The 24,552-nt window shown below is 69.3% G+C and carries 23 protein-coding genes and 1 pseudogene; 12 read left to right on the forward strand and 12 right to left on the reverse strand.

From position 1 onward, the window contains the following. The first annotated feature begins 41 nt into the window (after positions 1 to 41). A complete protein-coding gene (rlmKL, locus tag G582_RS0105885; RefSeq protein WP_028839042.1) occupies positions 42 to 2,177 on the forward strand; it encodes a bifunctional 23S rRNA (guanine(2069)-N(7))-methyltransferase RlmK/23S rRNA (guanine(2445)-N(2))-methyltransferase RlmL in 2,136 nt (711 codons plus the stop codon). 109 nt (positions 2,178 to 2,286) lie between these two features. Here rlmKL and G582_RS18300 read toward each other — a convergent pair whose 3' ends face one another. From G582_RS18300 to G582_RS0105915, 6 genes and pseudogenes are all read right to left on the reverse strand, one after another. Then, on the reverse strand, positions 2,287 to 3,258 hold the full coding sequence (locus tag G582_RS18300) for a hypothetical protein (protein WP_211219305.1): 972 nt from the start codon (positions 3,256 to 3,258) through the stop codon (positions 2,287 to 2,289). A 96-nt stretch (positions 3,259 to 3,354) separates the two neighbouring features. After that, positions 3,355 to 3,924: pseudogene (locus tag G582_RS0105895) on the reverse strand (HNH endonuclease); the annotation flags it as partial. A gap of 190 nt (positions 3,925 to 4,114) precedes the next feature. Continuing rightward, complete coding sequence (locus G582_RS0105900) at positions 4,115 to 5,908, reverse strand: acyl-CoA dehydrogenase C-terminal domain-containing protein (RefSeq protein ID WP_028839045.1); 1,794 nt, start codon at positions 5,906 to 5,908, stop codon at positions 4,115 to 4,117. Between the two features lie 98 nt (positions 5,909 to 6,006). Further along, positions 6,007 to 6,477, reverse strand: a complete 471-nt coding sequence (locus tag G582_RS0105905; RefSeq protein WP_028839046.1) for a putative periplasmic lipoprotein — start codon at positions 6,475 to 6,477, stop codon at positions 6,007 to 6,009. Between the two features lie 52 nt (positions 6,478 to 6,529). Further along, the gene (locus G582_RS0105910) at positions 6,530 to 6,718 is read right to left on the reverse strand and encodes a hypothetical protein (RefSeq protein WP_028839047.1); all 189 of its coding nucleotides are present in this window, start codon (positions 6,716 to 6,718) and stop codon (positions 6,530 to 6,532) included. A 108-nt stretch (positions 6,719 to 6,826) separates the two neighbouring features. Next, positions 6,827 to 8,149 (reverse strand): DEAD/DEAH box helicase, encoded by a 1,323-nt coding sequence (locus G582_RS0105915; RefSeq protein ID WP_028839048.1) that lies wholly within the window; start codon positions 8,147 to 8,149, stop codon positions 6,827 to 6,829. 309 nt (positions 8,150 to 8,458) lie between these two features. On the opposite strand from G582_RS0105915, the gene G582_RS17180 reads away from it, so the two are divergent. Then, positions 8,459 to 8,806, forward strand: a complete 348-nt coding sequence (locus G582_RS17180) for a hypothetical protein (RefSeq protein WP_051246815.1) — start codon at positions 8,459 to 8,461, stop codon at positions 8,804 to 8,806. A gap of 63 nt (positions 8,807 to 8,869) precedes the next feature. Here the strand turns inward: G582_RS17180 and greB are convergent, their stop codons facing one another. After that, positions 8,870 to 9,376 carry a transcription elongation factor GreB gene (gene greB / locus G582_RS0105925; protein ID WP_028839049.1) on the reverse strand — a complete coding sequence of 169 codons (507 nt, stop codon included), beginning with the start codon at positions 9,374 to 9,376 and terminating at the stop codon, positions 8,870 to 8,872. Positions 9,377 to 9,379: 3 nt separating this feature from the next. Continuing rightward, on the reverse strand, positions 9,380 to 10,885 hold the full coding sequence (locus tag G582_RS0105930) for a helicase HerA-like domain-containing protein (RefSeq protein ID WP_028839050.1): 1,506 nt from the start codon (positions 10,883 to 10,885) through the stop codon (positions 9,380 to 9,382). Between the two features lie 125 nt (positions 10,886 to 11,010). On the opposite strand from G582_RS0105930, the gene G582_RS0105935 reads away from it, so the two are divergent. The 3 genes from G582_RS0105935 to G582_RS0105945 all read left to right on the forward strand — a co-directional run bounded on the left by G582_RS0105935 (position 11,011) and on the right by G582_RS0105945 (position 13,436). After that, the gene (locus tag G582_RS0105935) at positions 11,011 to 12,525 is read left to right on the forward strand and encodes a transglycosylase SLT domain-containing protein (RefSeq protein ID WP_028839051.1); all 1,515 of its coding nucleotides are present in this window, start codon (positions 11,011 to 11,013) and stop codon (positions 12,523 to 12,525) included. A gap of 85 nt (positions 12,526 to 12,610) precedes the next feature. Further along, complete coding sequence (locus tag G582_RS0105940) at positions 12,611 to 12,958, forward strand: TfoX/Sxy family protein (RefSeq protein ID WP_028839052.1); 348 nt, start codon at positions 12,611 to 12,613, stop codon at positions 12,956 to 12,958. A 91-nt stretch (positions 12,959 to 13,049) separates the two neighbouring features. After that, entirely contained in the window at positions 13,050 to 13,436 is a 387-nt protein-coding gene (locus tag G582_RS0105945; RefSeq protein ID WP_028839053.1) for an MAPEG family protein, read from the forward strand. Positions 13,437 to 13,461: 25 nt separating this feature from the next. Here the strand turns inward: G582_RS0105945 and G582_RS0105950 are convergent, their stop codons facing one another. Next, positions 13,462 to 14,127 (reverse strand): dienelactone hydrolase family protein, encoded by a 666-nt coding sequence (locus tag G582_RS0105950; RefSeq protein ID WP_028839054.1) that lies wholly within the window; start codon positions 14,125 to 14,127, stop codon positions 13,462 to 13,464. A 110-nt stretch (positions 14,128 to 14,237) separates the two neighbouring features. Between G582_RS0105950 and G582_RS15700 the strand changes: the two genes are divergently transcribed. The 4 genes from G582_RS15700 to G582_RS0105970 all read left to right on the forward strand — a co-directional run bounded on the left by G582_RS15700 (position 14,238) and on the right by G582_RS0105970 (position 17,166). Next, positions 14,238 to 14,471: a nuclear transport factor 2 family protein gene (locus G582_RS15700; RefSeq protein WP_282705137.1), complete on the forward strand. Its 234-nt coding sequence runs from the start codon at positions 14,238 to 14,240 to the stop codon at positions 14,469 to 14,471. 111 nt (positions 14,472 to 14,582) lie between these two features. Beyond that, on the forward strand, positions 14,583 to 14,807 hold the full coding sequence (locus G582_RS0105960) for a hypothetical protein (protein ID WP_028839055.1): 225 nt from the start codon (positions 14,583 to 14,585) through the stop codon (positions 14,805 to 14,807). A gap of 148 nt (positions 14,808 to 14,955) precedes the next feature. Then, the gene (locus G582_RS0105965) at positions 14,956 to 15,294 is read left to right on the forward strand and encodes a hypothetical protein (RefSeq protein ID WP_156880303.1); all 339 of its coding nucleotides are present in this window, start codon (positions 14,956 to 14,958) and stop codon (positions 15,292 to 15,294) included. A gap of 123 nt (positions 15,295 to 15,417) precedes the next feature. Beyond that, positions 15,418 to 17,166: an ABC1 kinase family protein gene (locus G582_RS0105970; protein ID WP_083961011.1), complete on the forward strand. Its 1,749-nt coding sequence runs from the start codon at positions 15,418 to 15,420 to the stop codon at positions 17,164 to 17,166. A 193-nt stretch (positions 17,167 to 17,359) separates the two neighbouring features. Here G582_RS0105970 and G582_RS0105975 read toward each other — a convergent pair whose 3' ends face one another. Next, entirely contained in the window at positions 17,360 to 19,468 is a 2,109-nt protein-coding gene (locus G582_RS0105975) for a catalase (RefSeq protein ID WP_028839058.1), read from the reverse strand. Positions 19,469 to 19,608: 140 nt separating this feature from the next. On the opposite strand from G582_RS0105975, the gene G582_RS0105980 reads away from it, so the two are divergent. Next, on the forward strand, positions 19,609 to 20,823 hold the full coding sequence (locus tag G582_RS0105980; RefSeq protein WP_028839059.1) for an NAD(P)/FAD-dependent oxidoreductase: 1,215 nt from the start codon (positions 19,609 to 19,611) through the stop codon (positions 20,821 to 20,823). 6 nt (positions 20,824 to 20,829) lie between these two features. Here G582_RS0105980 and asd read toward each other — a convergent pair whose 3' ends face one another. Together asd and G582_RS0105990 are read right to left on the reverse strand one after the other, a co-directional pair. Further along, complete coding sequence (asd, locus tag G582_RS0105985) at positions 20,830 to 21,672, reverse strand: archaetidylserine decarboxylase (protein WP_028839060.1); 843 nt, start codon at positions 21,670 to 21,672, stop codon at positions 20,830 to 20,832. Next, a complete protein-coding gene (locus G582_RS0105990) occupies positions 21,669 to 22,307 on the reverse strand; it encodes an SCO family protein (protein ID WP_028839061.1) in 639 nt (212 codons plus the stop codon). The genes asd and G582_RS0105990 overlap by 4 nt, the downstream gene beginning before the upstream one ends. An 81-nt stretch (positions 22,308 to 22,388) precedes the next feature. Between G582_RS0105990 and prmB the strand changes: the two genes are divergently transcribed. Both prmB and aroC read left to right on the forward strand, forming a co-directional pair. Next, the gene (gene prmB / locus G582_RS0105995) at positions 22,389 to 23,333 is read left to right on the forward strand and encodes a 50S ribosomal protein L3 N(5)-glutamine methyltransferase (RefSeq protein ID WP_028839062.1); all 945 of its coding nucleotides are present in this window, start codon (positions 22,389 to 22,391) and stop codon (positions 23,331 to 23,333) included. A 4-nt stretch (positions 23,334 to 23,337) separates the two neighbouring features. Further along, positions 23,338 to 24,447, forward strand: a complete 1,110-nt coding sequence (aroC, locus tag G582_RS0106000; RefSeq protein WP_028839063.1) for a chorismate synthase — start codon at positions 23,338 to 23,340, stop codon at positions 24,445 to 24,447. Positions 24,448 to 24,552 lie beyond the last annotated feature (105 nt).

The raw sequence follows: 24,552 nt of genomic DNA on the forward strand, positions 1-24,552 counted from the left end.
CGCGCCCCTGCGGTGCGCTCCTACGATAGAACTCTCGAGCCATGAAATTTTTCGCCTCCTGCGGCAAAGGGCTGGAATACCTGCTGGCCGACGAACTGGTCGCGCTCGGCTGCGCACGCGCCACCGCCACCATCGCCGGTGCCAACGTCGAGGGCGGCCTGCTGGACGCCCAGCGCGCGGTGCTGTGGTCGCGGCTGGCCAGCCGCATCCTCTGGCCGATCACCGAGTTCGAGTGCGCCGACGAGCACGCGCTGTACGCCGGCGCCGCCGCGGTGGACTGGACGCGCCATCTCTCGCCCAGCCATACCTTCGCCATCGACGCACACGTTTCCGGCAGCGCCATCACCCATGCGCGCTACGCCGCGCAGCGGGTGAAGGACGCCGTCGTCGATACCCTGCGCGCCAGCACCGGCCAGCGGCCGGACGTGGACGTGGAGTCGCCGGACGTCCGCATCAACCTCGTCGTCCGCAAGGGCCGCGCCACCCTGTCCATCGACCTGTCCGGCGGCCCCATGCACCGCCGCGGCTGGCGGCGCGTGCAGGGTGCAGCGCCGCTGAAGGAAACCGTGGCCGCCGCGGTGCTGGCGCGCGCCGGCTGGGCGCAGGCCTATGCCGAGGGCGGCGACCTGCTCGACCCGATGTGCGGCAGCGGCACTTTGCTGATCGAGGGCGCACTGATGGCCGCCGACGTGGCGCCGGGGCTGCGCCGCCACGGCGATGCGCCACCGACGCGCTGGATCGGTTTCGATGTCGAAGCCTGGGCGGGATTGCGGGTGGAGGCTATCGCCCGCGAGGCGCGCGGCCGCGCCACATTGCGGCCCTGCTTCCACGGCAGCGACGTCGACCCGCATGCCATCCGCGCCGCGCATGAGAACGCGCAGGCCGCGGGCGTGGACGATGCCATCGGCTTTTCGGTCCGCGACATCGCCGACCTCGCGTCGATGGAGAACCCGCGCGGCGTGGTCGTCTGCAATCCGCCCTACGATGCGCGCCTGGCTGCAGACCCCGCGCTGTACCGCGCGCTGGGCGATGCGTTGAAACGCGTCGCCCCGCAGTGGCGCGCGGCCCTGCTGTGCGGCGACGGTGAACTGGCCCGCGCCACCGGGCTGCGTGCGAAGAAGAGTTACCAGCTGTTCAACGGCGCGATCGAATGCAGCCTGATCGCGGTGGACCCGATCGCGCCGCCGCAGCGTGAAGGCGTGGAGAAGCGCGCGCTGCCGGAAGGCGCGCAGATGGTGGCCAACCGCCTGCGCAAGAATCTCGACAAGCTGGCGCGCTGGCGCCAGCAGGAGCAGGTCAGCTGCTTCCGCGCCTATGACGCCGACATCCCCGAATACGCCTGCGCGGTGGACGTCTACACCATCATCGACGGCGAGATCTGGCTGCATGTGCAGGAATACGCCGCGCCGGCCGAGATCCCCGAAACCACCACCCGCAAGCGCCTGAACGACCTGTTGCTGGCGGTGCGCGAAGTGTTCGCCCTGCCGCGCGAGCGGGTGGCGGTGAAGACCCGCAGCACCGGCAAGGGCGGCAGCAAGTACGGCCACTTCGACCATCGGGGGCAGTTCCTCACGGTGGAGGAGGGCGCGGCGAAACTGCAGGTCAACCTGTTCGACTACCTCGACACCGGGCTGTTCCTCGACCACCGCCCGCTGCGCGCGCGGATGGCGCGGGAAGCGCGCGGCAAGCGCTTCCTCAACCTGTTCTGCTACACGGGCGTTGCCACCGTGCAGGCGGCGGTGGAGGGCGCAGCGCAGACCACCAGCGTCGACCTGTCGGCGACCTATCTGGAATGGCTGGCCGACAACCTGCGCGGCAACGGCATCGGCGGCACCCGCCACCGCATTGCCCAGGCGGATGCGCTGAAGTGGCTGGAAGCCGACGATGGCGTGTACGACGTGGTGTTCTGCGACCCGCCCACGTTCTCCAACTCCAAGCGCGCCGACGACTTCGACGTGCAGCGCGACCACGTGCGCCTGCTGCGCGCGGCGGTGGCGCGGCTGGCGCCGGGGGGCGTGCTGTACTTCAGCAACAACTTCCGTCGCTTCAAGCTGGACGAGGCGGCGTTGGCGGACTTCGCGCAGGTGGAAGACATCAGCGCATCCACCATTCCGCCGGATTTCGCCCGCAACGCGCGCATCCACCGGGCGTGGCGGATCCTGGCATCGAGTTCCTGACCACGCAGAAGGGCAGGGGAGCAAACTCCGCTTCTCGGGGCGTGCGCCGGCGCCGGTGCATCACCATGCCGGAGCTTACGGTGCTGGCGCGGCGTGAGCCGGCGTGTTGTCAGTGGCCGCGGATGCGCCCGAACAGGCCGGTAGTGCGCGGCGATGCCGGGGCCGATGGCGGCGGTGCATCGGCCGGTTCGGCATAGCCGGTGGCGAGGTTGGCGTTGATGAAGCCTGTCACTTCCTCGGCGCTGACCCCGCTTGCTTCGGCGATGTCGGCAACCCCGGCTGGCCCTTTCATCATCACCGTGGCGATGCGGAAATGCTTGGGATACTCGCGCTCGGTCTGCGGCCACTTCTTCAGCAGGTAGCGGCCGTCGATGGCCGCGCCGGACAGTAGCCCACCCAGCCACTGCAGACGCTGCAGTGGTTGCGCAGGGCCCAGCGCCGCCGCCTCGGCGTCCCAGGCCGCGGCGTCGGGCATGGTGAAATCGCTTTCCGGCAGTTCGCCGGCAAAATAGGGCGCCAGCGGCTTGAGCATGGCCGGGCCGTGCCAGCTGCCGGCCTGCGGGTCGATCAGCAGCGCCGGTGCATCGGCGCACTGCAGGCGCACGCGCTGGCGCAGGGCGCCGTTCGCCAGCCACTGCTGCAGCGTGCGCGCGGCCGGCGGTGCTGGTTCCGGCTCGGGTTCGGGCTGCGGGGTTGCGGGCGGTTCCGGCGCCGGTTGCGGTTCCGGCGCGACGATGGTCGGCGCCGGCTCGACCGCCGGTGCGGGCTCGCGCGGCGGCGGCGTTTCGTCGGGCGTCAGCTGCGCATCGCCGGCGATCTCGCTCAGCAACACTGCCAGGTCGGTCGCGTTGATCGGCAGCGGCAGCCGGTAGTCGGTCTGCTGGCGGTCGGCGGCGGCCAGCGCAATCACCTTGCGGCCCATGCCGTGCAGGCGCAGCCAGCTCATCGGGCCGTACAGGCTGTCCATGTCGATGATGATGTAGTCGGCCGCGTCGCCTTCGATGAAGCTCCAGCGGTGGCCGGTTTCGGCGTTGGCGATCTTGAACGCGGCGGCAACCTCCGCCTCGGTCGCGCGATCCATCCCGGTAGTGCCCAACGTCAGCGCCATCGCCATCCCCGCAGCAGAAAAACACGGTCGAGTGTTGCCAAGCGGGGCGCGCGCGTCAATGCACCGGCGCTACACGGCAAGTCTGCGGGGCTTCTTGGCGGGCAGCTGGGCCTTCAGGAAGGCCATCTGGTCGGCCAGGATGTTGCGGTTCGACAGGATCAGGTGCTCGATCCAGCTGGGCCGGTACGGCACCGCCAGCAGCGGCATGCCGGCCTGCTGCGGGGTGCGGTTGCCCTTGCGCGAATTGCAGTGGAAGCAGGCGGTGACCACGTTTTCCCAGATGTCGCGGCCGCCCTTGGACACCGGCTGCACGTGGTCGCGGGTCAGCGTGCCGCGGTGGTACTGGCGGCCGCAGTACAGGCACAGCTGCTGGTCGCGGGCGAACAACGCCTGGTTGGTCAGGGTGGGCGTGGGGTCGATGGCCGCCGGGCGGACGTGGCCGCGTGCGGCGATGATGGGGTGCAGGCGCAGGATGCTGCGCTCGCCGCTGCGGCGGTTGATGCCGCCGTGGACGCTGAGGCAGGGTTCGCCCAGCGTCCACGCCACCGCGCCGCGGGCGTACAGGCAGGTGGCATCTTGCCAGCTCATCCAGTCCAGCGCGCGGCCATGTGCATCCAGCCCGAGCAGGCGCAGATTGGGGAAGAAGCCGGGGGTGCCGGGGAAAACGAAGCTGTCCGCATGCAGCGCAGCGGTGGGGTCGCCGGTATGGGCCGTGCGATATGTCGCTGTATCGGTCTCCATCGGGAAACCAGCTTATACGCCTTCGATGACGGTTTGTGTACCGAGGCGCAGCCCACGCGCCCGGCGGGTGCCGGGCGCGTGGTGATGCTCAGTTCGCGCCGAAGCCTGCGTCAGGCATCGCCATCAGCGTGGCCGCGCCGGCTTCGATGGCCGCCTTGTGCGCCAGCGTGCGCGGCAGGATGCGGGCGAAGTAGAAGCGGGCGGTGTCGCGTTTGGCGTCCTTGAATGCCTGCGGGCGATCCGACCCATTGGCGGCGGCGACGCTGCGCGCCCACCAGTAGGCCAGCACCACGTAGCCCGAATAGAACAGGTAGTCGGTGCTTGCCGCACCCAGCTCCTCCGGGTTGCCGGCGGCGCGGGTCAACGTCTCGATGGTGAGCTTGCCCCACTCGCCGCACTTGGCGCGCAGCGGCGCGATGAACTCGGCCAGCGCTTCGTCGCCTTCGTGCTGCTTGGCGAAGGCTTCCACCTCGGCGATGAACAGCTTCAGCCCCGCGCCCTGCGTTGCTGCGGTCTTGCGGCCGATCAAGTCCAGCGACTGGATGCCGGTGGTGCCTTCATACAGGGTGGTGATGCGGGCGTCGCGGGCCAGCTGCTCGATGCCGTGTTCGGCGATGTAGCCGTGGCCGCCGAAGCACTGCACCGCGTTGTAGGTGTTCTCGATCGCCCACTCGGTCAGGCAGGCCTTGGAGATCGGGGTGAGGAAGCTGACCAGGGTCTCGGCGCGTTCCCGCTCGGCGGGATCACCGGCTTTCTCGGCGGTGTCCAGCAGCGCATAGGCCTGCATCGACAGCAGCCGGCCGCCTTCGATCAGCGCCTTCTGCGACAGCAGCATGCGGCGCACGTCGGGCTGCACGAGGATCGGATCGGCCGGCTTGTCGGGATACTTCGGGCCCGACAGCGAGCGCGACTGCAGGCGCTCGCGGGCGTAGCGCAGCGCGTTCTGGTATGCGCGCTCGGACAGGCCAAGGCCCTGCACGCCAACCCCGAGGCGAGCCGAGTTCATCATCACGAACATCGCCTGCAGGCCCTTGTGCGGCTGGCCCAGCAGATAGCCCTCGGCGCCGTCGAAGTTCATCACGCAGGTGGCGGAACCATGGATGCCCATCTTGTGTTCGATCGCGCCGCAGCGCACCGCGTTGCGCTCGCCGACGCTGCCGTCGCGCGCCACCTTGAACTTCGGCACCACGAACAGCGAGATGCCCTTGGCGCCGGGCGGCGCGTCCGGCAGCTTGGCCAGCACCAGGTGGACGATGTTCGGGACGAGGTCGTGTTCGCCGGCGGTGATGAAGATCTTGGTGCCGGTGATGGCGTACTTGTTGTCGGCAATGGGTTCGGCGCGGGTCTTGAGCAGGCCGAGGTCGGTGCCGCAGTGCGGTTCGGTCAGGCACATGGTGCCGGTCCAGGTGCCGGCCACCAGCGGTTCCAGGAACACCGTCTTCTGCCAGTCCTCGCCGTAGGTCTCCAGCGCCTTGACCGCGCCGTGGCTGAGCATCGGGAAGTTGCCCCAGGCCAGGTTGGCGCTGTCCACCATCTCGGTGAGCACGCCGCCCAGCAGCGCCGGCATGCCCTGGCCGCCGTGTTCGGGCGCATTGGTCAGGCCGGTCCAGCCGCCCTCCACGAATTTGTCGAAGGCGTCCTTGAAGCCCGGCGGCGGGGTGACGTTGCCGGTGGCCTTGTCGTAGCTGCAGCCGATCTCGTCGCCGATCCGGTTGAGCGGGGCCAGCACGGTTTCGCTGAAGCGCGCGGCTTCGTCCAGCACCGCGTCCACCAGCTCGCGGTTGGCGTCGGCATGGCCGAGCCGGGCGAACAGCGCTTCGGCGCCCAATACGTCGTAAAGGGCGAAGCGAAGATCGTCGAGGGGGGCCTTGTAGGTGCTCATGCGTGCGGTTCCTGGCATGGGCGGGCCGCCATCCGGCCCGCGGGAACCCTGAGCATACTACAGCGTATGGTTTTGGTGGAATGCCTGCCGGGGCGGACTCAGCGCAGCGCGCCGGGCAGCCCGGGCACCGGCGACAGTGCGCTTTCGCGCTTGATCTCGTAGCTGCGCGGCTTGCCGTCCAAAGGGCCGGCCTGGAGGGTGCCGCGCAGGCTGTAGGACAGCCCGCGGCCGTCGGCCAGCGCGGTAGCCAGGCGCGCGCGCCCGGCCGGTGTGGGGGTCACCACGGCGCTATGCACGTCGGCGGATTCCGGTGCCACTTCCAAGTTCGGCTGCAGGTCCAGCCGCGCCGCGTCGCCGTTGTCGAAGCTGATCTCCAGCGCGGTGCTGTCGAACCGCATCGCCACGCTGCTGAAGTTGTTGAGCCGCAGCGCCACGTCCCAGCGGCCATCGGCGCGCACGGTGAGTTGCTGGATGCTGGCCGCGGGTTCGGAGACGCGCCGCACCGGTCCGCTGCCGCAACCGGCCAGCAGGAAGGCAAGGGCGGTGAAACAGGCAAGCCGGCGGATCATGCGGAGGCTCCGTGGGACGAAGGCCGCAGCATACCCGCGCGTGTCGCCGGCATCAGTAGATCTGCTCGCCGCCGGGCACGGGCAGTTCGCGGATGTACAGGTCCTTGGCGGCGATGAAGGCTTCGGCGCAGCGATAGGCTTCGCGGCCGAGTTCGATGCGCGCATCGGCATCCAGCGGCGCGCCGCGATGGGCACCTACCAGCTGGGCGAACAGGTTCAGGGCGATGTCGTGGATGTCCATGCGTTGCTCCCCAGAGGAAGTGGCGAACATACACCCGCGATGCGCCCGCAGGAACCCGCCGGCAGGCGTCTGCCGTGCCGGCGGTGATGGTGCTGCGCCGGGGCCGGATCAGCCCTGGCGGGAGTCGCGGCGGCCGGCGCCCGGCGCGTTGCCGCGGCGGCCGTCGCGCGGTTGCTTGGGGCCGGCATGCGCATGCGCCTCGGCGGTGCGCGGCTTGCCGTGCGGGCGACGGTTGCGGGCCGGCCGCGGGCTGCGCGGGGCGGCCTCGAACGGCTTGGCGTCGCTGCGGATAGAGCGCGAGGGCTCGAAGCCCGGCACGACTTCCATTGCGATCTCGCGACCCAGCAGCTTCTGGATCTGGCGCAGCAGGTTGGCCTCGTCCGGCGACACCAGCGAAATCGCTTCGCCGGTCGCGCCGTTGCGGCCGGTGCGGCCGATGCGGTGCACGTAGTCCTCGGCCACCATCGGCAGGTCGTGGTTGATCACCAGCGGCAGGTCGGGGATGTCCAGGCCGCGCGCGGCCACGTCGGTGGCGACCAGGATGCGGGTCTTGCCGCTCTTGAACTCGTTCAGCGCCTTCTGGCGGGCGGCCTGGCTCTTGTTGCCGTGGATCGCCAGCGCCGGCAGGCCGGCATTTTCCAGCTGCTCCGCCAGGCGGTTGCAGCCGTGCTTGGTCTTGCCGAACACCAGCACCTGCTCGGTGTGGCGGCGAGCCAGGATGTCGATCAGCAGGTCGCGCTTCTTCGACCCGTCGACCGGATGGGCATGGTGGCGGATGGTCTCGATCACGGTGTTCTGCGCGGCCACCTGCACCTGCTGCGGGTCCTTCATGAACTCCAGCGCCAGCGCCTTGATGCGCGGCTCGAAGGTGGCCGAGAACAGCAGCGTCTGGCGCTGCGCAGGCACATGCTTCATGACCCGCTTGATGGACGGCAGGAAGCCCATGTCCAGCATGCGGTCGGCTTCGTCCAGCACCAGCATCTGCACGTTGCCGAGCTTGCAGGTGCCGCGGTCCAGGTGGTCGATCAGGCGGCCCGGGCAGGCCACCAGCACGTCCACGCCGCGGCGGAACGCTTCCACCTGCGGCTGCATGCCGACGCCGCCGAACAGCGAGGTGACGTTGATGCGCAGGTGCTTGGCGTAGCTGCGCAGGCTCTCGCTGACCTGCACGGCCAGTTCGCGGGTGGGGGTGAGCACCAGCACGCGCGGGCGGTGCAGGCCCTCGGGCTTGGGCATCTCGGCCAGCTTCTGCAGCAGCGGCAGGCCGAACGCGGCGGTCTTGCCGGTGCCGGTCTGGGCGCCGCCCAGCACGTCGTGGCCGGCCAGGATCAGCGGGATCGCCTGCTGCTGGATGGGGGTCGGGGTGGTGTAGTTGTTGTCGGCAAGCGCGCGCAGCAACGCGGGCGCAAGGCCCAGGGATTCGAACGACATGGGGAACTCCTTTGGTGCCCCGCACGGAATACGGGGCGGCCCGGGCGTTCCTGTTGAACCGCGCCGCAGGCAGATGGCACGACGCCGGTGATCCGGGCCGTGTCTGCGCGACGAAAGGCGTACGGGAAGAAAGCCGCTAGGGGCGGCCGGCTCGATCAGGAAAAACGCACCTTTCTCGGAGGAAAGGAGATCAGCCGTGCGCAGAACAGCGGGCATTCTACGCGAAAAGCCCCGATGCGCCGAGGCACCCCTTTCGCCGTTCAGGTTGGCGTGCCACTCTTCCGGCTTCCCGCAAGGTCTGGTCCCCGCATGAAGCTTGAAGTCCGTCTTGCCCAGTGGCTGCTGGCCGCTGCCTTCCTCATCGCCGGTGGGTTCCGTCTGTGGCAGGCGCTGCGCGGCGTGCCGATCGGCAACGACGCGCTGCTGCTGAGTACCGTCGAGGTATTGATCGGCGTGCTGCTGGCCGCCGGCTGGCAGCTGCGCGCGGTGGCGCTGTTCGCGGCTGCGCTGTTGCTGACCGACGCCGTGCTGTCGCATCCGTTCTGGGAATTTTCCGGCGGCGCGCAATGGACCAGGCTGCAGCAGTTCATGAAGAACATGGGGCTGGTGGGCGGGCTGGTGCTGCTGTCCGGTGCCGGCGGTGCCAAGCGGCGCTGATCGCCGCGGCTGCACCTTCGGCCGCTGGGAGGCGCGCGCGCCGCAAGCGCGGGCTGCGCGGGCCTATGCGGGCGGGTACGCCACTTCGATGATCGCGTAACGCACCGTGCCACCGGGCAACGGCGCCTCGAACTCGTCGTCCACGCGCTTCTTCAGCATCGCCCGCGCCAGCGGTGCGTCGATGCTGACCCAGCCCAGCCTGGCGTCGGTTTCATCGGGCCCCACGATGCGGTAGCGCACCAGCTCGCCGCTGGCGGTGTTTTCCAGTTCCACCTGTGCGCCGAAGAACACCGCCTGGCGGTCGGACGGCGCGGCGTCCACCACCTTCAACACCTCCAGCCGCTTGCTGAGGTAGCGCACGCGGCGGTCGATCTCGCCCAGCTGCTTCTTGCGGTAGGTGTATTCGGCGTTCTCGGAGCGGTCGCCTTCAGCGGCGGCTGCCGCCAGCGCCTTCACCACTTCCGGGCGCTTCACCCGCCACAGTTCGTCCAGCTCGGCCTTCAGCCGGTCGTGGCCATCGCGGGTGATCAGCGCCGTGCTTTTCTCGGCGGGGGGACGCCAGCGGCCCATGCGTCAGCGCTTGCCGCCGAAGATGCCGCCCAGCAGCCCGCGCAGGATCTGCCGGCCCACCTGACTGCCCACCGTGCGCGCGGTCTGCTTGGCCATGGTCTCGATCATGCCCTGGCGGCGCTTGGTGCCGAACAGCGCGTCCTTCACCGTCTGGCCGAAGCCGTTGCCGTCGTCCGCCTCCGTCGTCTTCGCGGCCGGGGCCTGCGCCTGCGCCGCCTTGGCCTCGGTCTTCTGCGCCAGCAGTTCGGCGGCGGAGTCGCGGTCGATGCGGGTGTCGTACTTCATGCCCACCGGGCTGCCGGCGCGCACCTGCATGCGCTCGGCATCGGTGATGGCGCCCATGCGGCAGCGCGGCGGCGCGATCAGGGTCTTCTCCACGGGCATCGGCACGCCCCTGTCCAGCAGCATCGACACCAGCGCCTCGCCCGTGCCCAGCTGGCCGATGGCCTGCGCCACGTCCAGGTTCGGGTTGCTGACGAAGGTTTCGGCGGCGGTCTTGACCGCCTTCTGGTCGCGCGGGGTGTAGGCACGCAGCGCGTGCTGCACGCGGTTGCCCAGCTGGCCCAGCACGTTGGCCGGCACGTCGTCGGGGAACTGCGAGCAGAAATACACGCCCACGCCCTTGGAACGGATCAGCCGTACCACCTGTTCGATGCGCTGCTGCAGTGCGGCCGGAGCGTCGTCGAACAGCAGGTGCGCCTCGTCGAACACGAAGACGAGTTTGGGCTTGTCCAGGTCGCCCACTTCCGGCAGGTTCTCGAACAGCTCGGAGAGCAGCCACAGCAGGAAGCTGGAATACAGCCGCGGCTTCAGGATCAGCTGGTCGGCGGCAAGGATGTTGACCACGCCGCGGCCGTCTGGGGTGGTGCGCATCAGGTCGGCCAGCTCCAGCGCGGGCTCGCCGAAGAACATGTCCGCGCCTTCGGCTTCCAGCCGCAGCAGCGCGCGCTGGATGGCGCCGATCGACGGCGCGCTGACCAGCCCGTAGGAAGTGCTGATGTCCTTGCGCTCGTCGGCGATCAGGCCCAGCAGCGCGCGCAGGTCCTCCAGGTCCAGCAGCAGCAGGCCGCGGTCGTCGGCCAGCTTGAACACGATGTCGAGCACGCCGCCCTGGGTGTCGTTCAACTCCAGGATGCGGCCCAGCAGGGTGGGGCCCATCTCGCTGACGGTGGTGCGCACGGGATGACCGGACTTGCCCCACAGGTCCCAGAACACCACCGGCGCCGCTTCGTTGCGGTAGTCGCTGATGCCCATCTGGTCGATGCGCGCCTGCAGTTTCTCGCTGGTGGTGCCCGGCACCGCCAGCCCGGCCACGTCGCCCTTCACGTCGGCCAGGAACACCGGCACCCCGATCCGGCTGAAGCCTTCGGCCAGCGTCATCAGCGTCACCGTCTTGCCGGTGCCGGTGGCGCCGGCCACCAGCCCGTGGCGGTTGCCGTACTTCGGCAGCAGCAACACGTTGCCGCTGGTTTCGGTGGTGATGGCCTTGCCGACGAAAATGGGATCCATTGCGCGCGTCATCCGGGAGGGTCGCCGGATTCTATGCGAACGCGTGCGCATTCATGGATGGCGCGGGTTGCCGCCGCGCAGCGGGCGCGGCTACCCTGCCAGCCCCCTTCGCAAGACCACGCCTGATGCCCCTTCGTCCGTTGCCTGTGATCGCCGCGCTCTCCTTCACCCTGTTGGCCGGGCTGTCCGCGCCCGTTGCACAGGCGCAGTCCAGGCGCGAACAGGCGGCGGTGGCGGTGTTGCAGCAGCGCATGGACGCCGCCGAGAAGCGCTACCGCGACGCCATGCTGGCGGTGGACGAGGAAGCGGCGGCCACCGCCACCAGCATCGCACTGGCGGAAATGAAGGGCGTGGTGGACGCCTGCGCGAAGCAGCACGGCTGCTCGGTGGAAACCATGCTGGCCACCTACGAGCGGCTGCTGCGCGCCACCCCGCAGTTCGACGACGCCACCGCCGAAGACGGCAACGCCGATCCCATCGACGAATCCGACTTGGACGACGTGGACGTGCCCGATTCCGCCAACGCCGCCTCGCTGCTCAGCGAGGAAGGCCAGCGCTTCGTGAAGATGGTGCAGTTCAACCCGGCGGTGCAGGCAGGCATCCGCCGCTGGCTCACCGACATGCGGCCGTCGCTGATGGACAGCTACGAGAACTACCGCTACATGCAGCACCTGATGTCGCCGGCGTTCAAGCAGCACGGCCTGCCGGAGGCGCTGCTGTTCGGGATCATGGCGAAGGAATCCAACGGCAAGGTGCACGCCGGCTCGCGCGCCGGCGCGGTGGGGCCGCTGCAGTTCATGCCGGCCACCGGCCGCCGCTTCGGCCTGGGCAACGACGGCAGCGGCTTCGACACCCGCTACGACCCGCGCGCCTCCGCTGATGCCGCCGCGCAGTACCTGACCGAACGCATGGCCCAGCTCAACAACAGCATCGAGCTGTCGTTGGCCGGCTACAACGGCGGGGAGGGCCGCGCCCTGCGCGTGTTCCGCGACACCGGCGGCCGCAGCTTCTGGGACGCCGACGTGTACAACCAGTTCCCGGCCGAAACCAAGGACTACGTGCCGATGGTGATTGCCGCCGCGTGGCTGTTCCTGCACCCGAAGGACTACGGCATCCGCTGGCCGCGGGTCAGCGCACGCCCGGCCACCGTCACCCTGTCGCAGCCGGCCTCGCTGTACCAGCTCACCATCTGCCTGGGCAACTGGGGCTCGCGCGACGGCTACCTGCGCGCGCTGCGCAACCTCAACCCGCGCTGGGAACCCGGCCAGACCCTGCCGGCCGGCACCGCGCTGAACGCCACCACCCGCATCGCCTGGCTGTACCGCTTCAACTGCACCCGCGGCAAGCGCCTGGACCTGGCCCAGCAGCTGATGGCCAGCAACGTGCAGTCGGCGCTGGTGCGCGTGGGTGACCCGATTCCCGCCGGCGCAGCGGCCACGGCGCCCGCGCCGCAGCCCGCCGCCCCCGTTCGCGCCCCGGCCAAGCCGAAGACTTACAAGGTGCAGCGCGGCGACACCCTCGGCGGCATCGCCCGCAAGCTGCGCTGCGACATCGGCGAGCTGGCCAAGGCCAACCGCCTGAAGAAGCCGCAGTACGCCATCAAGCCCGGCCAGACCCTGACCCTGGGCGGCTGCGGCTGATACCGCCGCGCGCAACCCGGACGGGGCCCGCCGTCCGGCGCTATGGTGAGGCCCCGCCGGCCAGCCCGGCCGCACGCCCCGCGCCATGGCCACCGACACCGATTTCATCGCCTATATCGCAGAACAGGCCGGCCTTGGCGCCCGCCTGACCCACCGCCGCATGTTCGGGGAATACGCCCTGTATGTGGACGAGAAGGTGGTGGCCTTCGCCTGCGACAACAGCCTGTTCGTCAAACCCTCCGCCGCTGCCACGCGTCTGGCCCCGGACCTGCCGCAGCGCCCGCCGTACCCCGGCGCCAAGGATTACCCGGTGGCCGACGAGCTGCTGGACGACGGCGAGCGCCTGAGGGAATTGCTGCTGGAGACGATGTTGCTGATGCCAGCACCGAAGGCGAAGAAGGCGAAGGCGGGCGGGAAGGCAAAAAAGGGGTAGGTGGGGATTTGCCGGGTGCTGGGCAGCTTTTCTCGTGTCCGATGAAATGATTGAAATCTGGGTGTGGTTCCATCTCTAAAACTGGAAGGTTATGAACTACGTTGATTTGGTCGCGGTCCTTGCTGTAGCGCAGTTCGTGTTCTTCGGCGTGCTGGTGGGTCAGGCGCGGGGGAGGTATGGCGTCAAGGCCCCCGCCGTTACCGGCCATGAGTTGTTTGAGCGCACCTATCGCGTCCAGATGAACACGCTTGAGCTGCTGGTTGCGTTCCTGCCGCTGCTGTTCATCGCCGGCAAGTACTGGCCGCAGGCTTGGGTTGCGGCTGTTGGTGCCCTCTTTCTGGTAGGCAGGTTCATCTACTGGCGCAGCTACCTCTCCGCGCCCGCCAGCCGCAGCTTGGGCTTCGGGCTTTCCATGCTGCCGGTGATGGCGCTGCTGTTTGGTTCTTTGGCCGCCATCGTTCGTGGTCTTGCAACCTAGGAATCTGGTTGGAGGCATCCCCCGTTTATTGCAGGTATTCGCCGAAGAACCCCAGCGTCCTTTCCCACGCCAGCGCGGCGGCCTGCGGGTGATAGGCCGGGTCCGGATCGCGATTGAAGGCGTGGTTCGCATCGGCATACACGAACACCTGCGCCTGCGGCTGCTTCTGCCTGTGCAACTCGATGGTGTCCGGCGGGATGGCTGTGTCCAGCGCGCCGAAGTGGAACATCAGCGGCGTCTGCGCGGGCTCGTCCAGATAGGGCGGGTTGCGGGTGGCGTAATAGCTGACCGCCGGCAGGCCCAGCCGGGTATTGGCCAGCAGCGCCACCGTGCCGCCCCAGGAAAACCCCAGCACGCCTACCTCGTGGCCTTCCGCCTGCAGCAGCTGCGCGGCGGTTTCGGTGGTATCCAGGCCGCAGTCCAGGCCCAGCCGGTTCACGACGCTGCGGCCGCGGTCGGCGCCGGCCTGATCGGTGGACAGCACGAGTCCCGGCTCGATCAGGTCGAAGTGCGCCGGGGCGAGCGCGATGAAGCCGGCATCGGCCAGCCGTTCGCACAGGCGCTGGTAGTGCGGCAGCAGGCCGAAGATTTCGTGCGCCACCACCACCGCGCCGCGCGGCGTGCCGGCGGGTTCCGCGCGCCAGGCCTGCACCGCGCCGCAGGGGGTGTAGAGGGTGTGCCAGGTGCCCATCGTGACTCCCGGTTGTTTTTCCGATGCCGAATCAACAGTGATGGCGTGCCGGATATTAACGGGCGAGGTTCACTTCTAGCGGCTATTTCCCCGGCGACCGCGAATCGCTGCTGCGGGGAATGGAGGAGAGCGCGCGCAGCGAGCCGAACAGGTCGTTCGAGGTCCAGCAGACGATCGAGAGCGGCGACCGGGTGGCGGTGCTGTCGCACGTGCGGCGGGAGCAGGCCGACATCGACATCGCGGTGGTGCATATCCTGCGGTTCTCCGGCGGCAGGATCGTGGAGATGTGGGACGTGGGGCAGGTGATTCCGAAGGATTCGCCGAACGCGCTGGGGATGTTCTAGCCGTCGCTGTCCCGGTTCCGTCGCGGATTCCGGCGGGTTCGTCGCGCCGCGGTTGGCGCTGGCTGCCGCCGGCGGCAGCGTAGGCCCTCCGTCCACCTCGGGAGCGCCCAAATGGGAGCGCTGTTGGCACTGCTGGTCTGGTGCGTCCTGTTCGTTCTTTGCTGGCCGCTTGCGTTGCTGGCATTGGTCCTGTGGCCGCTGGTCTGGCTGATCGCCCTGCCATTCCGTCTGCTCGGCATCACTTTCGCTGCGCTGTTCGCCTTCCTGCGGGCGGTTCTCTTCCTGCCTGCGCGGCTGCTGGGCTGGCGTCCCGCGGCCCGCGCGGCAGGGGCCTGATCCGGGCACCGTTGATGCCCATACGACGATCGGCTGCGCGTTCTTGTTCACACCCTTCCGCCTCCGCACGGACATCGAGGTGCCCGCACCTCACGCGCCATTGATACCGTGACAGGGACACTGGCGTCCTTTTCCACGGAGCAGGGCGATGCTGTTTCCTTACGCAGGGCTTGCGGGCCAGATGATGCACATGGCGCTGCAGGCGCCATTGGTGATGGCGGCGCGGATGGGGGACTGGATGGTCCCGATGGTGCCGCCGTCCGCACGGACCCGCCGCGAAGCCAGCCGGATGGTGCTGGAGAAGCAGGCCGCGGCGATGGAAAGCTGGGCGGCACTGGGTAACCACGCGCTGCAGGCATGGACGCAATGCCTGCTGGGGCAGCCGTTGAGCCCCGCCCAGGTTGAGCGCGCCGGCCGCGCCGTGCTGGCGCCCTACGCCAAGCGGGTGGGCGCCAATGCCGCGCGCCTGGGGCGGCGTCGGCACTGACCCGGCGACTGGGTGCTTCACGCAGGTCACACCGGCGCTGTCGCAGGCTGGCACCAGTGCCACGCCGCGCACGTGCCACGCACGCTGCAGCGCGTGGCGGCCCACTCATCGAATGGACCCGCCATGCCAGATCCGCATCATCCGCAGGACGTGCCGGAAACCCCGATCGCACCGTTCAAGGTGCCCGACAACCCCACTGCCACCCCGTCCACCGGGATTGCGCGCACCGCGCAGATCCTGGGCTTCCTGCTGAAATACCGCCGTGCCGGCGTGTTCGCGGGACTGGATGGGGATCTCGGCGAAGCCCCCGCCGTGCAGTCGGACAGCGAGGCCGGGCCCGAGGCCTTCGTGGACGACCTGGAGGCACTGGGCCCCACCTTCATCAAGCTGGGGCAGGCACTCTCCACCCGGCCCGACATGTTGCCGCCGGAGTATCTGGTCGCGTTGGAGCGCATCCAGGACGATGTGTCTCCCATGCCGGTGGAGGACGTGCGCGCGCTGGTGGAGGAGGCGCTGGGGGTGAAGCTGTCGCAGGCCTTCGCCGACTTCGACCCCGAGCCGCTGGGCGCCGCCTCGCTGGCCCAGGTGCACCGCGCCCACCTGCGTGACGGCCGCCCGGTGGCGGTCAAGGTGCAGCGCCCCGGCGTGCTGCAGGCCATCGTGGCCGATCTGGATGCGATGGCGGACATTGCCGCGCGCGCCGACCGCTGGACCGACGTCGGCCGCCGCGTGGGTTTTGCCGACTGGGTGCACGAATTCCGCAAGTCGCTGCTGGCCGAACTGGACTACCGGGTGGAGGCCGACAACCTGGTGCGCTTCGGCAACCATTTCGCCAAGTACCCCGAGATCGTGGTGCCGCAACCGGTGTGGGACTACACCCGCGAGCGCGTGCTCACCATGGACCTGGCCGATGGCATCAAGGTCACCGCGATCTCCGGCCTGCGCCGCACCGAGCAGGACCTGGGCGCGCTGGCGGAAACCGTCATGCGCGCCTACCTGGACATGGTGTTCGTGCATGGCGAGGTCCACGCCGATCCGCACCCCGGCAACCTGCTGCTGACCCCGGACGGCCGCATCGCGCTGCTGGACCTGGGCATGGTGGCGCACATCCCGCCGCGCCGGCGCGAGCAACTGCTGAAGCTGTTGTTTGCCGCGGTGGACGGCCGTGGCGAGGACGTGGCCGCCGAGGCCATCGCCATGGGCACGCGGCTGGAAAACTTCGACAACGAGCGTTATCACCGCGAAGTGGGGCAGATGATCGCCCGCTACGCCGCGATGACCGGCGGGCGCACCCAGCCGGAAGGCCGGATGGTGCTGGACCTGGTGCTGCTGGGCAGCGCCTGCGGCCTGCGCACGCCGCCGGAACTGAGCCTGCTGGGCAAGACCCTGCTCAACCTGGAAGCGGTCTGCAACGGCTTGGACCCGGAGCTGGACGTGAAGCGGGTGGTGGAAGACCACCTCGAACACGTCATGCGCCAGCGGCTGAAGAAGTCGTTCTCGCCGGCCAACCTGGCCAGCGAGGCGATGGAGCTGCAGGCGCTGGTGCGCGGTGCGCCGCGCCGCGTCTCCGACATCCTGACCCTGCTGGCCGACAACCGGATGCAGGTGAAGGTCACCGGGCTGGAGGAATCCCGCCTGATGGAGAACATGCAGAAGATCGCCAACCGCATCAGCACCGGCATCATCGTGGCCGCGCTGATCCTGGCGTCGGCCATGCTGATGCGCCAGGAAGGCGGCGCCCGCCTGTTCGGCTATCCGGCCATCGCGCTGGTGTTCTTCGTGGCGGCGGCGGTGCTGGGGCTGGCCATCGTGATCAGCGCGCTGCTGCGCGACCGGCGCGCCAAGCCGAAGGAAACGCCGGGCACGGGCTGAAACGCCGGACATACAGGCCGGACTGCGGAGGGGCGCGTTGCCGCCGGCGCGGGCGCGAATGTCCCCCGATGCCGACATGGCGTCGGCATCTTCTCCTTGATTTCGCGCCCGCGCCGGCGGCAACGCGCCTCCGGTTCTCCTGACAAGGCAAAGGCCCGCCCTTTTTCGTGGGGCGGGCCTTTGCAGGTGTGGCTCAGGGCAGCGTGCGGACCTTGGGCTCGCGCGCCCACTGCCGCACCTTGGCCGCGGCGATGAAGCCGGCCGTGTCCTCCGGCTGCACCACGCCGGCATCCGGCTTGATCCCGGCGGCCTTGAGGATGTGCTCGCGCGTGCCGCCGCAGGCGGCGATCGCCTTCAGGTGGCCGAAGGCATCGCGGAAGAAGTCGATCACCGCGGCTTCCCGGGCGAGCTTCTTCGCTTCTTCCATCGTCAGCACGCTGGCCACGGCGTCGAAGATCAGCGACGGCATGCCATCGACCTTGCCGTCCAGGCGCCGGGGCTTGCCGTCCGAGAGCGCCATGTGCAGCTTCGGCCCGATCAGCTTGACCTGCGCGCCGGCCTTCTCCGCGGCCTTGCGCAGCGCGTTGACCTGCGCGACGTCGCTGCCTTCCGACACAAGGATGCCGATGGCGCGTCCCTGCAGGGTTTCCTTGGCGTTGAGCAGGATGGACAGGGCCGGGGAGGGGGCCATGTCGATCGGTTCACGCGCCGGCGGGATGCGCGGCGGCAGCGGCATGCCTAGGCCGTCGGCGACGCGTTGCGCCAGCGCCTCGTCGATGTTGCGCGCCTGCGCCACGGTGCGCACGACGATGTGCTCGCTCTCCACCTTCGACAGCTCGAACACCAGCGCGGACACCACGTGCGCGCGTTCGATGTCGGTCAGGCTGTTCCAGAACATGCGCGGCTGGCTGAAATGGTCGGCGAACAGTTCGGCGCGGATGCGCTGCTTGCCATCTTCCCCGGCGGCGGCACGGAAACTGCGGAAGCCGGCCGCGGTTTCCCGCGCGGTGGTGTCGCCGGGCTGCGAAAGCGAATTCGGATCGTAGGCGGCGCGGCCCTTGGGCACCATCGTCTGCATGTGGCCGTCGCGCTGGTGGTTGGCGAACGGGCACTTGGGCGCGTTGATCGGCAGATGGGTGAAGTTCGGCCCACCCAAGCGCAACAGCTGCGTATCGAGGTAGGAGAACAGGCGCCCCTGCAGCAGCGGATCGTCGGAGAAATCGATGCCGGGGATCATGTTCGCCGGGCAGAAGGCCACCTGCTCGGTCTCGGCGAAGAAATTGTCGGGCCAGCGGTCCAGCACCATGGTGCCGATCAGCTGCACCGGCACCAGTTCCTCGGGGATCAGCTTGGTGGCGTCCAGGTGGTCGAACGGGAATTCGGCCGCCTGTTCCTCGGTGAACAGCTGCACGCCCAGGTCCCAGGCCGGGAAGTCGCCGGCCTGGATCGCCTCGAACAGGTCGCGGCGATGGAAGTCGTTGTCGGCGTGCTGGATCTTCATGTGCTCGTCCCAGATGTGCGACTGCACACCCAGCTGCGGCCGCCAGTGGAACTTCACGAAGGTCGAGCGCCCGTCCTTGTCCACCAGGCGGAAGGTGTGGATGCCGAAGCCTTCGATCATCCGCAGGCTGCGCGGCAGGCCGCGGTCGGACATGGCCCACAGGGTCATGTGCCAGGTTTCCGGGGTGAGCGAAACGAAGTCCCAGAAGGTGTCGTGGGCGCTGGCGGCCTGCGGGAAGGCGCGGTCGGGCTCCATCTTCACCGCATGGATGAAATCCGGGAATTTCATCGCGTCCTGGATGGCGAAAACGGGGAAGTCGTTGCCCACCAGGTCGAAGTTGCCTTCCTGCGTGTAGAACTTCACCGCGAAGCCGCGCACATCGCGCGGGGTGTCCACGCTGCCGGCGCCGCCGGCGACCGTGGAGAAGCGGGCGAACACCGGCGTGCGCACCTTGGTCTCGGTGAACAGGCGCGCGGTGGTGTATTTCGCCAGCGACTTGTTGAGCTGGAAATAGCCGTGGGCACCGGAGCCGCGCGCGTGCACGACGCGTTCGGGAATGCGCTCATGGTCGAAGTGGGTGATCTTCTCGCGGAGGATGAAATCCTCCAGCAGCGTCGGCCCGCGCTCGAAGGCGCGCAGCGAATTCTGGTTGTCCGAGACCGGGATGCCCTGGGCGGTGGTCAACGTGTCGTAGCCGTCCTCGGCCTGTTGGCGGGGCTCGCCGCCGTTGCCGCGACGTGGCGGCGCGTCGGCCTTGCGCGGTTTCTGCTCGGGGCGGGCGGGGGTCTTCCTGGTGGCCATGCGCGTTTCCTTGGCGGGGGAGTTCCCAAGGGTCCGCCACGGCATGTGAAGCGGGGGAAACGACGCGGGTTGTTGACGTTGTTTGCACGCGGCATGCCGGCTAATCGCCGCTGCGGCGAGGCCGGAGCACAGCGAACCTCATGGATCTGAAAAGCGGCTATCCCTTCTGGGCGGTCAGCAACGGACTGCTGCACGCCTTCCCGCCGCTGGCGCGGGACACGCACTGCGACGTGGCCATCATGGGCGCGGGCATCACCGGCGCCCTGATCGCCAGCGAGTTGGCCGACCATGGCCATTCCGTGTGCGTGCTGGACGCGCGCGACGTGGGCTGGGGCAGCACCGCCGCCAGCACGGCGATGCTGCAGTACGAGATCGACACCCACATGACCGACCTGCGCGACCGCTACGGCGAGGCCGACGCGGTGCTGGCCTACCGCAGCTGCGTGGAGGCCATCGACCGTCTGCAGGATGTGGCGCGATACGCCGGCAACGTCGGCTTCGCGCGGGCCCGCAGCCTGTATTTCGCCAGCCGCCGGCGCGACCTGCCGTCGCTGCGATCGGAATTCGCACTGCGGCGGCAACATGGCCTGGATGTCGCCTGGCTGGACGCCGGGCGGGTGCGGGAACGCTTCGGGTTCGATGCGCCCGCCGCGATCCTGTCCGCCGACGCCGCGCGCGTGGATCCCTACCGCTTGGCCTACCGCCTGCTGGTGAAACTGGAGCGGCGCGGGGTGGCGGTGCACGACCGCACCACCGTGGTGCGCTTCACCCCGCGCGTGCGCGGCGTGGAACTGGAGTGCGCCGACGGCACTCTCGTGAAGGCGAAGCATCTGGTGATGGCCACCGGCTACCAGGCGCAGGGCCTGATCGACCGCAAGGTGGCGGTCAACCGCAGCAGCTATGCCTTCGTCACCGATCCCATCGCCCCGGACCTGCTGGGCCCGCTGCGCCACACGCTGGTCTGGGAAACCGCGCGGCCCTATCTGTACCTGCGCACCACCAGCGACGGCCGCCTGCTGGTGGGGGGAGAAGACGACGCGATCGATATCCCCGCCCGCCGCGATGCCGTAGTGGATCGCAGGGCGCGCAAACTGGCCAAACGGGTCGCCGCGATGCTCCCGCACCTGCCGGTCACGCCCGCGTTCGCGTGGGGTGGCACCTTTGCCGAAACCGAAGACGGCCTGCCGTGGTTCGGGCCGCACCCGCAGCACGGCCCGCGGGTGCTGTTCGCGATGGCCTACGGCGGCAACGGCATCACCTATTCGATGCTGGGTGCCGGCCTGCTGCGCGCCATCATCGAGCGCCGCAAGCATCCGCTGAGGGCGCTGTTCGGCTTCGAACGGGCGGCGCGCTGATCCGCCTCAGTCGCGGGTAGCCAGGCACTGGCCCAGGCGCACGGGGGATTCCGCATGCAGGTTGGGGCTGAGCGTGGCCACGCCCGGGGGCAGCAGCACGATCACGGTGCTGCCGTAGTTGAAACGCGCCATTTCCGCGAAGCGTTCCAGGCTGATGCCCTTGCCGCGGTAGTCCCTGCGGGTGATGGCATCGCCGTAGGCGGGGATTTCCACGCCGCCCCACACGGTTTCCACGCCGGACACCAGCAGCGCGCCCACCATCACCTGCACCATCGGGCCGAAGTCGGTGTCGAAGTGGCAGACCAGGCGCTCGTTGCGGGCGAACAGGCGCGGCACGCTGGCCACCGCGTCGGTGCCCACCGAGAACAGCCGGCCGGGAACGTGCACGGTTTCGCGCAGGGTCCCGGTCCACGGCATGTGCACGCGGTGGTAGTCGCGCGGGGACAGGTACACGGTGGCGAAGCTGCCGTCGCGGAACGGCGCGGCATCCGCCTCGCTGCCCAGCAATTCGGCGGCGGTGAAGCCCTGGCCCTTGGCCTGGAAGATGCGACCTTCGACGATCGACCCGCACTGGCTGATGTGGCCGTCGGCCGGCATCAGCAGGGCGCGCGGGTCGGCGTCGGGCGTGCGCGCGCCGGGCTTCAGCGCGCGGGTGAAGAAGGCGTTGAAGCTGGGGTAGGCGGTGGGATCGGGCTCCGCGGCTTCCGACAGGTCCACGCCGAACCGGCGGGTGACGGTGTCGATCAGCCACTGCTTGAGCCCGCGGTTTGTGGAATAGGCCAGCCGCCGCGCCAGCGAGGACAGCAGGCGATGCGGCAGCACATAGGTGAGGGCGGTGATCGGGCTCATCGGGCGGCCTTGGTCAGCATTTCAAGGTCGGCGGCAATGCCCTTCACGTCGAACGGCGGCTGGGTCACCCCGGCCATGCGCGCCTGCGGATCCAGCAGCACCAGCGCGGCGCTGTGGTCGATGCTGTAGTCGGCCGGATCGCCGCTGGCGCCGGGCACCTTCATGAACACCAGCGACAGCGAGCGGGCGAACGCCTCCAGCTGCGGCAGCGGCGCGGTGGCGGCCAACGAATCGGGATGGAAGGCGCGGGCGTACTGGGCCACCAGCTGCGGGGTGTCGCGCTCCGGGTCGGCGGAGACGAACAGCACGCGCGGGCGGATGTCCGCGGGCAGCGCCGCCCATTGCTTCTGCGCCCCGGCCAGTTCGGCCAAGGTGGTGGGGCAGACGTCCGGGCAGTGGGTGAAGCCCAGGAACACCACCGTCCAGTGGCCTTCCAGCGCCGCCTTGTCCAGCACCTTGCCCCCCTCCTGCTGCAGCGCGAACGCCGGCAACTCGCGCGGGGTGGGCAGCAGGGTCACCGCGCGGGTGGCGGGCAGGGCGGGCGCGGCCGGCGCGTGCATGCGCTGCGCGGCCCACAGGCCCAGCGCGCCGGCAAGGGCAGCGACGATCAGCAGGAGAACAAGGCGTCGGGACATGACCGTCTGGCATGGAAGCGGCCCGCCATGATACCGGGGTGCCACCGCTATACTTCAGCGCCTTGCCCAGCTGTTGCCGCCATGTCCCAGGAACTGCAGACCATCATCGACCTGATCCGCTACGGCGCCAGCCGGTTCAACGCGGCGGGCCTGACTTTCGGCCACAGCTTCGACAATGCGCTGGACGAGGCGACCCAGCTGACCCTGCACGCCCTGCACCTGCCGCACGACCTGTCGCCGGTGTACGGCAACGCCCGCGTCACCGAGGCGGAGAAGGAAGACGTGCTGGGGCTGTTCCTGCGCCGCATCGAGGAGCGCATCCCGGCCTGCTACCTGACCGGCGAGGCCTGGTTCGCCGGGTTGAGTTTCAAGTCCGACCCGCGCGCGCTGGTGCCGCGCTCGCCGATTGCCGAGCTGATCGAATCCGGCTTCCAGCCGTGGCTGGGTGACCGCGATGTGCGCCGCGCGCTGGACCTGTGCACCGGCTCCGGCTGTATTGCGATTGCGATGGCGCACTACAACCCGGATTGGCACGTGGACGGCGTGGACATCAGCGACGACGCGCTGGCACTGTCGCGCGAGAACGAAAAACGCCTGCACGTGCAGAACGTGCGCTTCGTGAAGTCCGACCTGTTCGCCGGCCTGGCCGGAGAGCGCTACGACCTGATCGTCACCAATCCGCCCTACGTCACCAATGACGAAACCGACGCCCTGCCGCGCGAATACGCGCACGAGCCGGAACTGGGCCTGCGTGCCGGCGACGACGGCCTGGACCTGTGCCTGCGCATCCTGCGCGACGCGCCGCTGCACCTGTCGGAAGACGGCCTGCTGATCTGCGAAGTGGGCGAGGCCGAACAGGCGCTGGTCAAGCTGCTGCCGGAGCTGCCGCTGGCGTGGGTGGAGTTCAAGGTGGGCCAGATGGGTATCTTCGTGGCCGAGTGCGCCGACCTGATCGAGCACAACGCCCGCATCACCCAGCTGGCCGCCGAGCGTGAAGCGGGTGCGCCGCCGGCGGGGCTGTTCTGATTCGATGAACAGCTTTGGCCACCTGCTGCGCGTCACCACCTTCGGCGAATCGCACGGGCCGGCCATCGGCTGCGTCCTCGACGGCTGCCCGCCGGGCATTGCCATCGCACCGGAAGACTTCGCCCACGACCTCGCGCGGCGCGCCACCGGCAAGACCCGGCATACCTCGGCGCGACACGAGGCGGACGAGGTGGAAATCCTCTCCGGCGTGTACGAGGGTGTCACCACCGGCACCCCGATCGCCCTGCTGATCCGCAATACCGACCAGCGCAGCAGGGACTACAGCGCCATCGCCGCGCAGTTCCGCCCCGGCCACGCCGACTACAGCTACTGGCAGAAGTACGGCATCCGCGATCCGCGCGGCGGCGGGCGTTCCAGCGCGCGCGAGACGACGATGCGGGTGGCCGCGGCGGTCATCGCCAGGAAATGGCTGGGGCAGCGCGGCGTGACCGTGCGCGGCTGCATGACCCAGATCGGCGATGTCGTGCCGCGCGCGCATGACTGGAGCGCGGTCGAAGGCAACCCGTTCTTCTGGCCTTGCGCGGAGCAGGTGTCAGAACTTGAAAGCTACATGGACGCGCTGCGCAAGTCCGGTGATTCGGTCGGCGCGCGCGTGCTGGTGGTGGCCGACGGCGTGCCGCCGGGCTGGGGCGAGCCGATCTACGGAAAACTCGATGGCGAGCTGGCGGCGGCGATGATGTCGATCAACGCGGTCAAGGGTGTGGAGATCGGCGACGGCTTCGCCTCCGTCGCTTCGAGAGGCAGCGAGCACCGCGACGTGATGACGCCGGCGGGCTTCCTGTCCAACCATGCCGGCGGCATCCTCGGCGGCATCTCCACCGGCCAGCAGGTGTCGGTGTCGGTGGCGTTCAAGCCGACCTCCAGCCTGCGCCTGCCGGTGCAGGGGCTGGACGTGGATGGCAACGTGGTGGACGTGGTCACCACCGGCCGCCATGACCCCTGCGTCGGCATCCGTGCCACCCCCATCTGCGAGGCCATGCTGGCGCTGGTGCTGATGGACCAGGCGCTGCGCCATCGCGCGCAGTGCGGCGACGTGGGCGAAGTCGCGCCGCGCATCGCGGGCACCACCTCCATTACCGACACCAAACGATAGCGGCGCGCCGCCGGCTTGGCCCCCACGGGCAGCAGCGCGCCGCAGCGGCAGTCGCAGACAGACCCCATTCCCCGCAGGCGCTTCGACGCGCCGCATGCAGATCCC

Source organism: Thermomonas fusca DSM 15424, assembly GCF_000423885.1.
Lineage (GTDB): Bacteria > Pseudomonadota > Gammaproteobacteria > Xanthomonadales > Xanthomonadaceae > Thermomonas > Thermomonas fusca.

Excerpts from the sequence above, each read along its gene's own strand:
- prmB (WP_028839062.1), top strand. The coding sequence starts at position 22,389 with ATGTCCCAGGAACTGCAGACCATCATCGACCTGATCCGCTACGGCGCC.
- G582_RS0105980 (WP_028839059.1), top strand. The coding sequence starts at position 19,609 with ATGGATCTGAAAAGCGGCTATCCCTTCTGGGCGGTCAGCAACGGACTG.
- G582_RS0105940 (WP_028839052.1), top strand. The coding sequence starts at position 12,611 with ATGGCCACCGACACCGATTTCATCGCCTATATCGCAGAACAGGCCGGC.
- G582_RS0105945 (WP_028839053.1), top strand. The coding sequence starts at position 13,050 with ATGAACTACGTTGATTTGGTCGCGGTCCTTGCTGTAGCGCAGTTCGTG.
- asd (WP_028839060.1), bottom strand. The coding sequence starts at position 21,672 with ATGAGCCCGATCACCGCCCTCACCTATGTGCTGCCGCATCGCCTGCTG.
- G582_RS0105975 (WP_028839058.1), bottom strand. The coding sequence starts at position 19,468 with ATGGCCACCAGGAAGACCCCCGCCCGCCCCGAGCAGAAACCGCGCAAG.
- rlmKL (WP_028839042.1), top strand. The coding sequence starts at position 42 with ATGAAATTTTTCGCCTCCTGCGGCAAAGGGCTGGAATACCTGCTGGCC.
- G582_RS17180 (WP_051246815.1), top strand. The coding sequence starts at position 8,459 with ATGAAGCTTGAAGTCCGTCTTGCCCAGTGGCTGCTGGCCGCTGCCTTC.
- G582_RS0105900 (WP_028839045.1), bottom strand. The coding sequence starts at position 5,908 with ATGAGCACCTACAAGGCCCCCCTCGACGATCTTCGCTTCGCCCTTTAC.
- G582_RS18300 (WP_211219305.1), bottom strand. The coding sequence starts at position 3,258 with ATGGATCGCGCGACCGAGGCGGAGGTTGCCGCCGCGTTCAAGATCGCC.
- G582_RS0105970 (WP_083961011.1), top strand. The coding sequence starts at position 15,418 with ATGCCAGATCCGCATCATCCGCAGGACGTGCCGGAAACCCCGATCGCA.
- greB (WP_028839049.1), bottom strand. The coding sequence starts at position 9,376 with ATGGGCCGCTGGCGTCCCCCCGCCGAGAAAAGCACGGCGCTGATCACC.
- aroC (WP_028839063.1), top strand. The coding sequence starts at position 23,338 with ATGAACAGCTTTGGCCACCTGCTGCGCGTCACCACCTTCGGCGAATCG.
- G582_RS0105930 (WP_028839050.1), bottom strand. The coding sequence starts at position 10,885 with ATGGATCCCATTTTCGTCGGCAAGGCCATCACCACCGAAACCAGCGGC.
- G582_RS0105915 (WP_028839048.1), bottom strand. The coding sequence starts at position 8,149 with ATGTCGTTCGAATCCCTGGGCCTTGCGCCCGCGTTGCTGCGCGCGCTT.
- G582_RS0105965 (WP_156880303.1), top strand. The coding sequence starts at position 14,956 with ATGCTGTTTCCTTACGCAGGGCTTGCGGGCCAGATGATGCACATGGCG.
- G582_RS0105935 (WP_028839051.1), top strand. The coding sequence starts at position 11,011 with ATGCCCCTTCGTCCGTTGCCTGTGATCGCCGCGCTCTCCTTCACCCTG.
- G582_RS0105990 (WP_028839061.1), bottom strand. The coding sequence starts at position 22,307 with ATGTCCCGACGCCTTGTTCTCCTGCTGATCGTCGCTGCCCTTGCCGGC.
- G582_RS0105910 (WP_028839047.1), bottom strand. The coding sequence starts at position 6,718 with ATGGACATCCACGACATCGCCCTGAACCTGTTCGCCCAGCTGGTAGGT.
- G582_RS0105960 (WP_028839055.1), top strand. The coding sequence starts at position 14,583 with ATGGGAGCGCTGTTGGCACTGCTGGTCTGGTGCGTCCTGTTCGTTCTT.
- G582_RS0105950 (WP_028839054.1), bottom strand. The coding sequence starts at position 14,127 with ATGGGCACCTGGCACACCCTCTACACCCCCTGCGGCGCGGTGCAGGCC.
- G582_RS0105905 (WP_028839046.1), bottom strand. The coding sequence starts at position 6,477 with ATGATCCGCCGGCTTGCCTGTTTCACCGCCCTTGCCTTCCTGCTGGCC.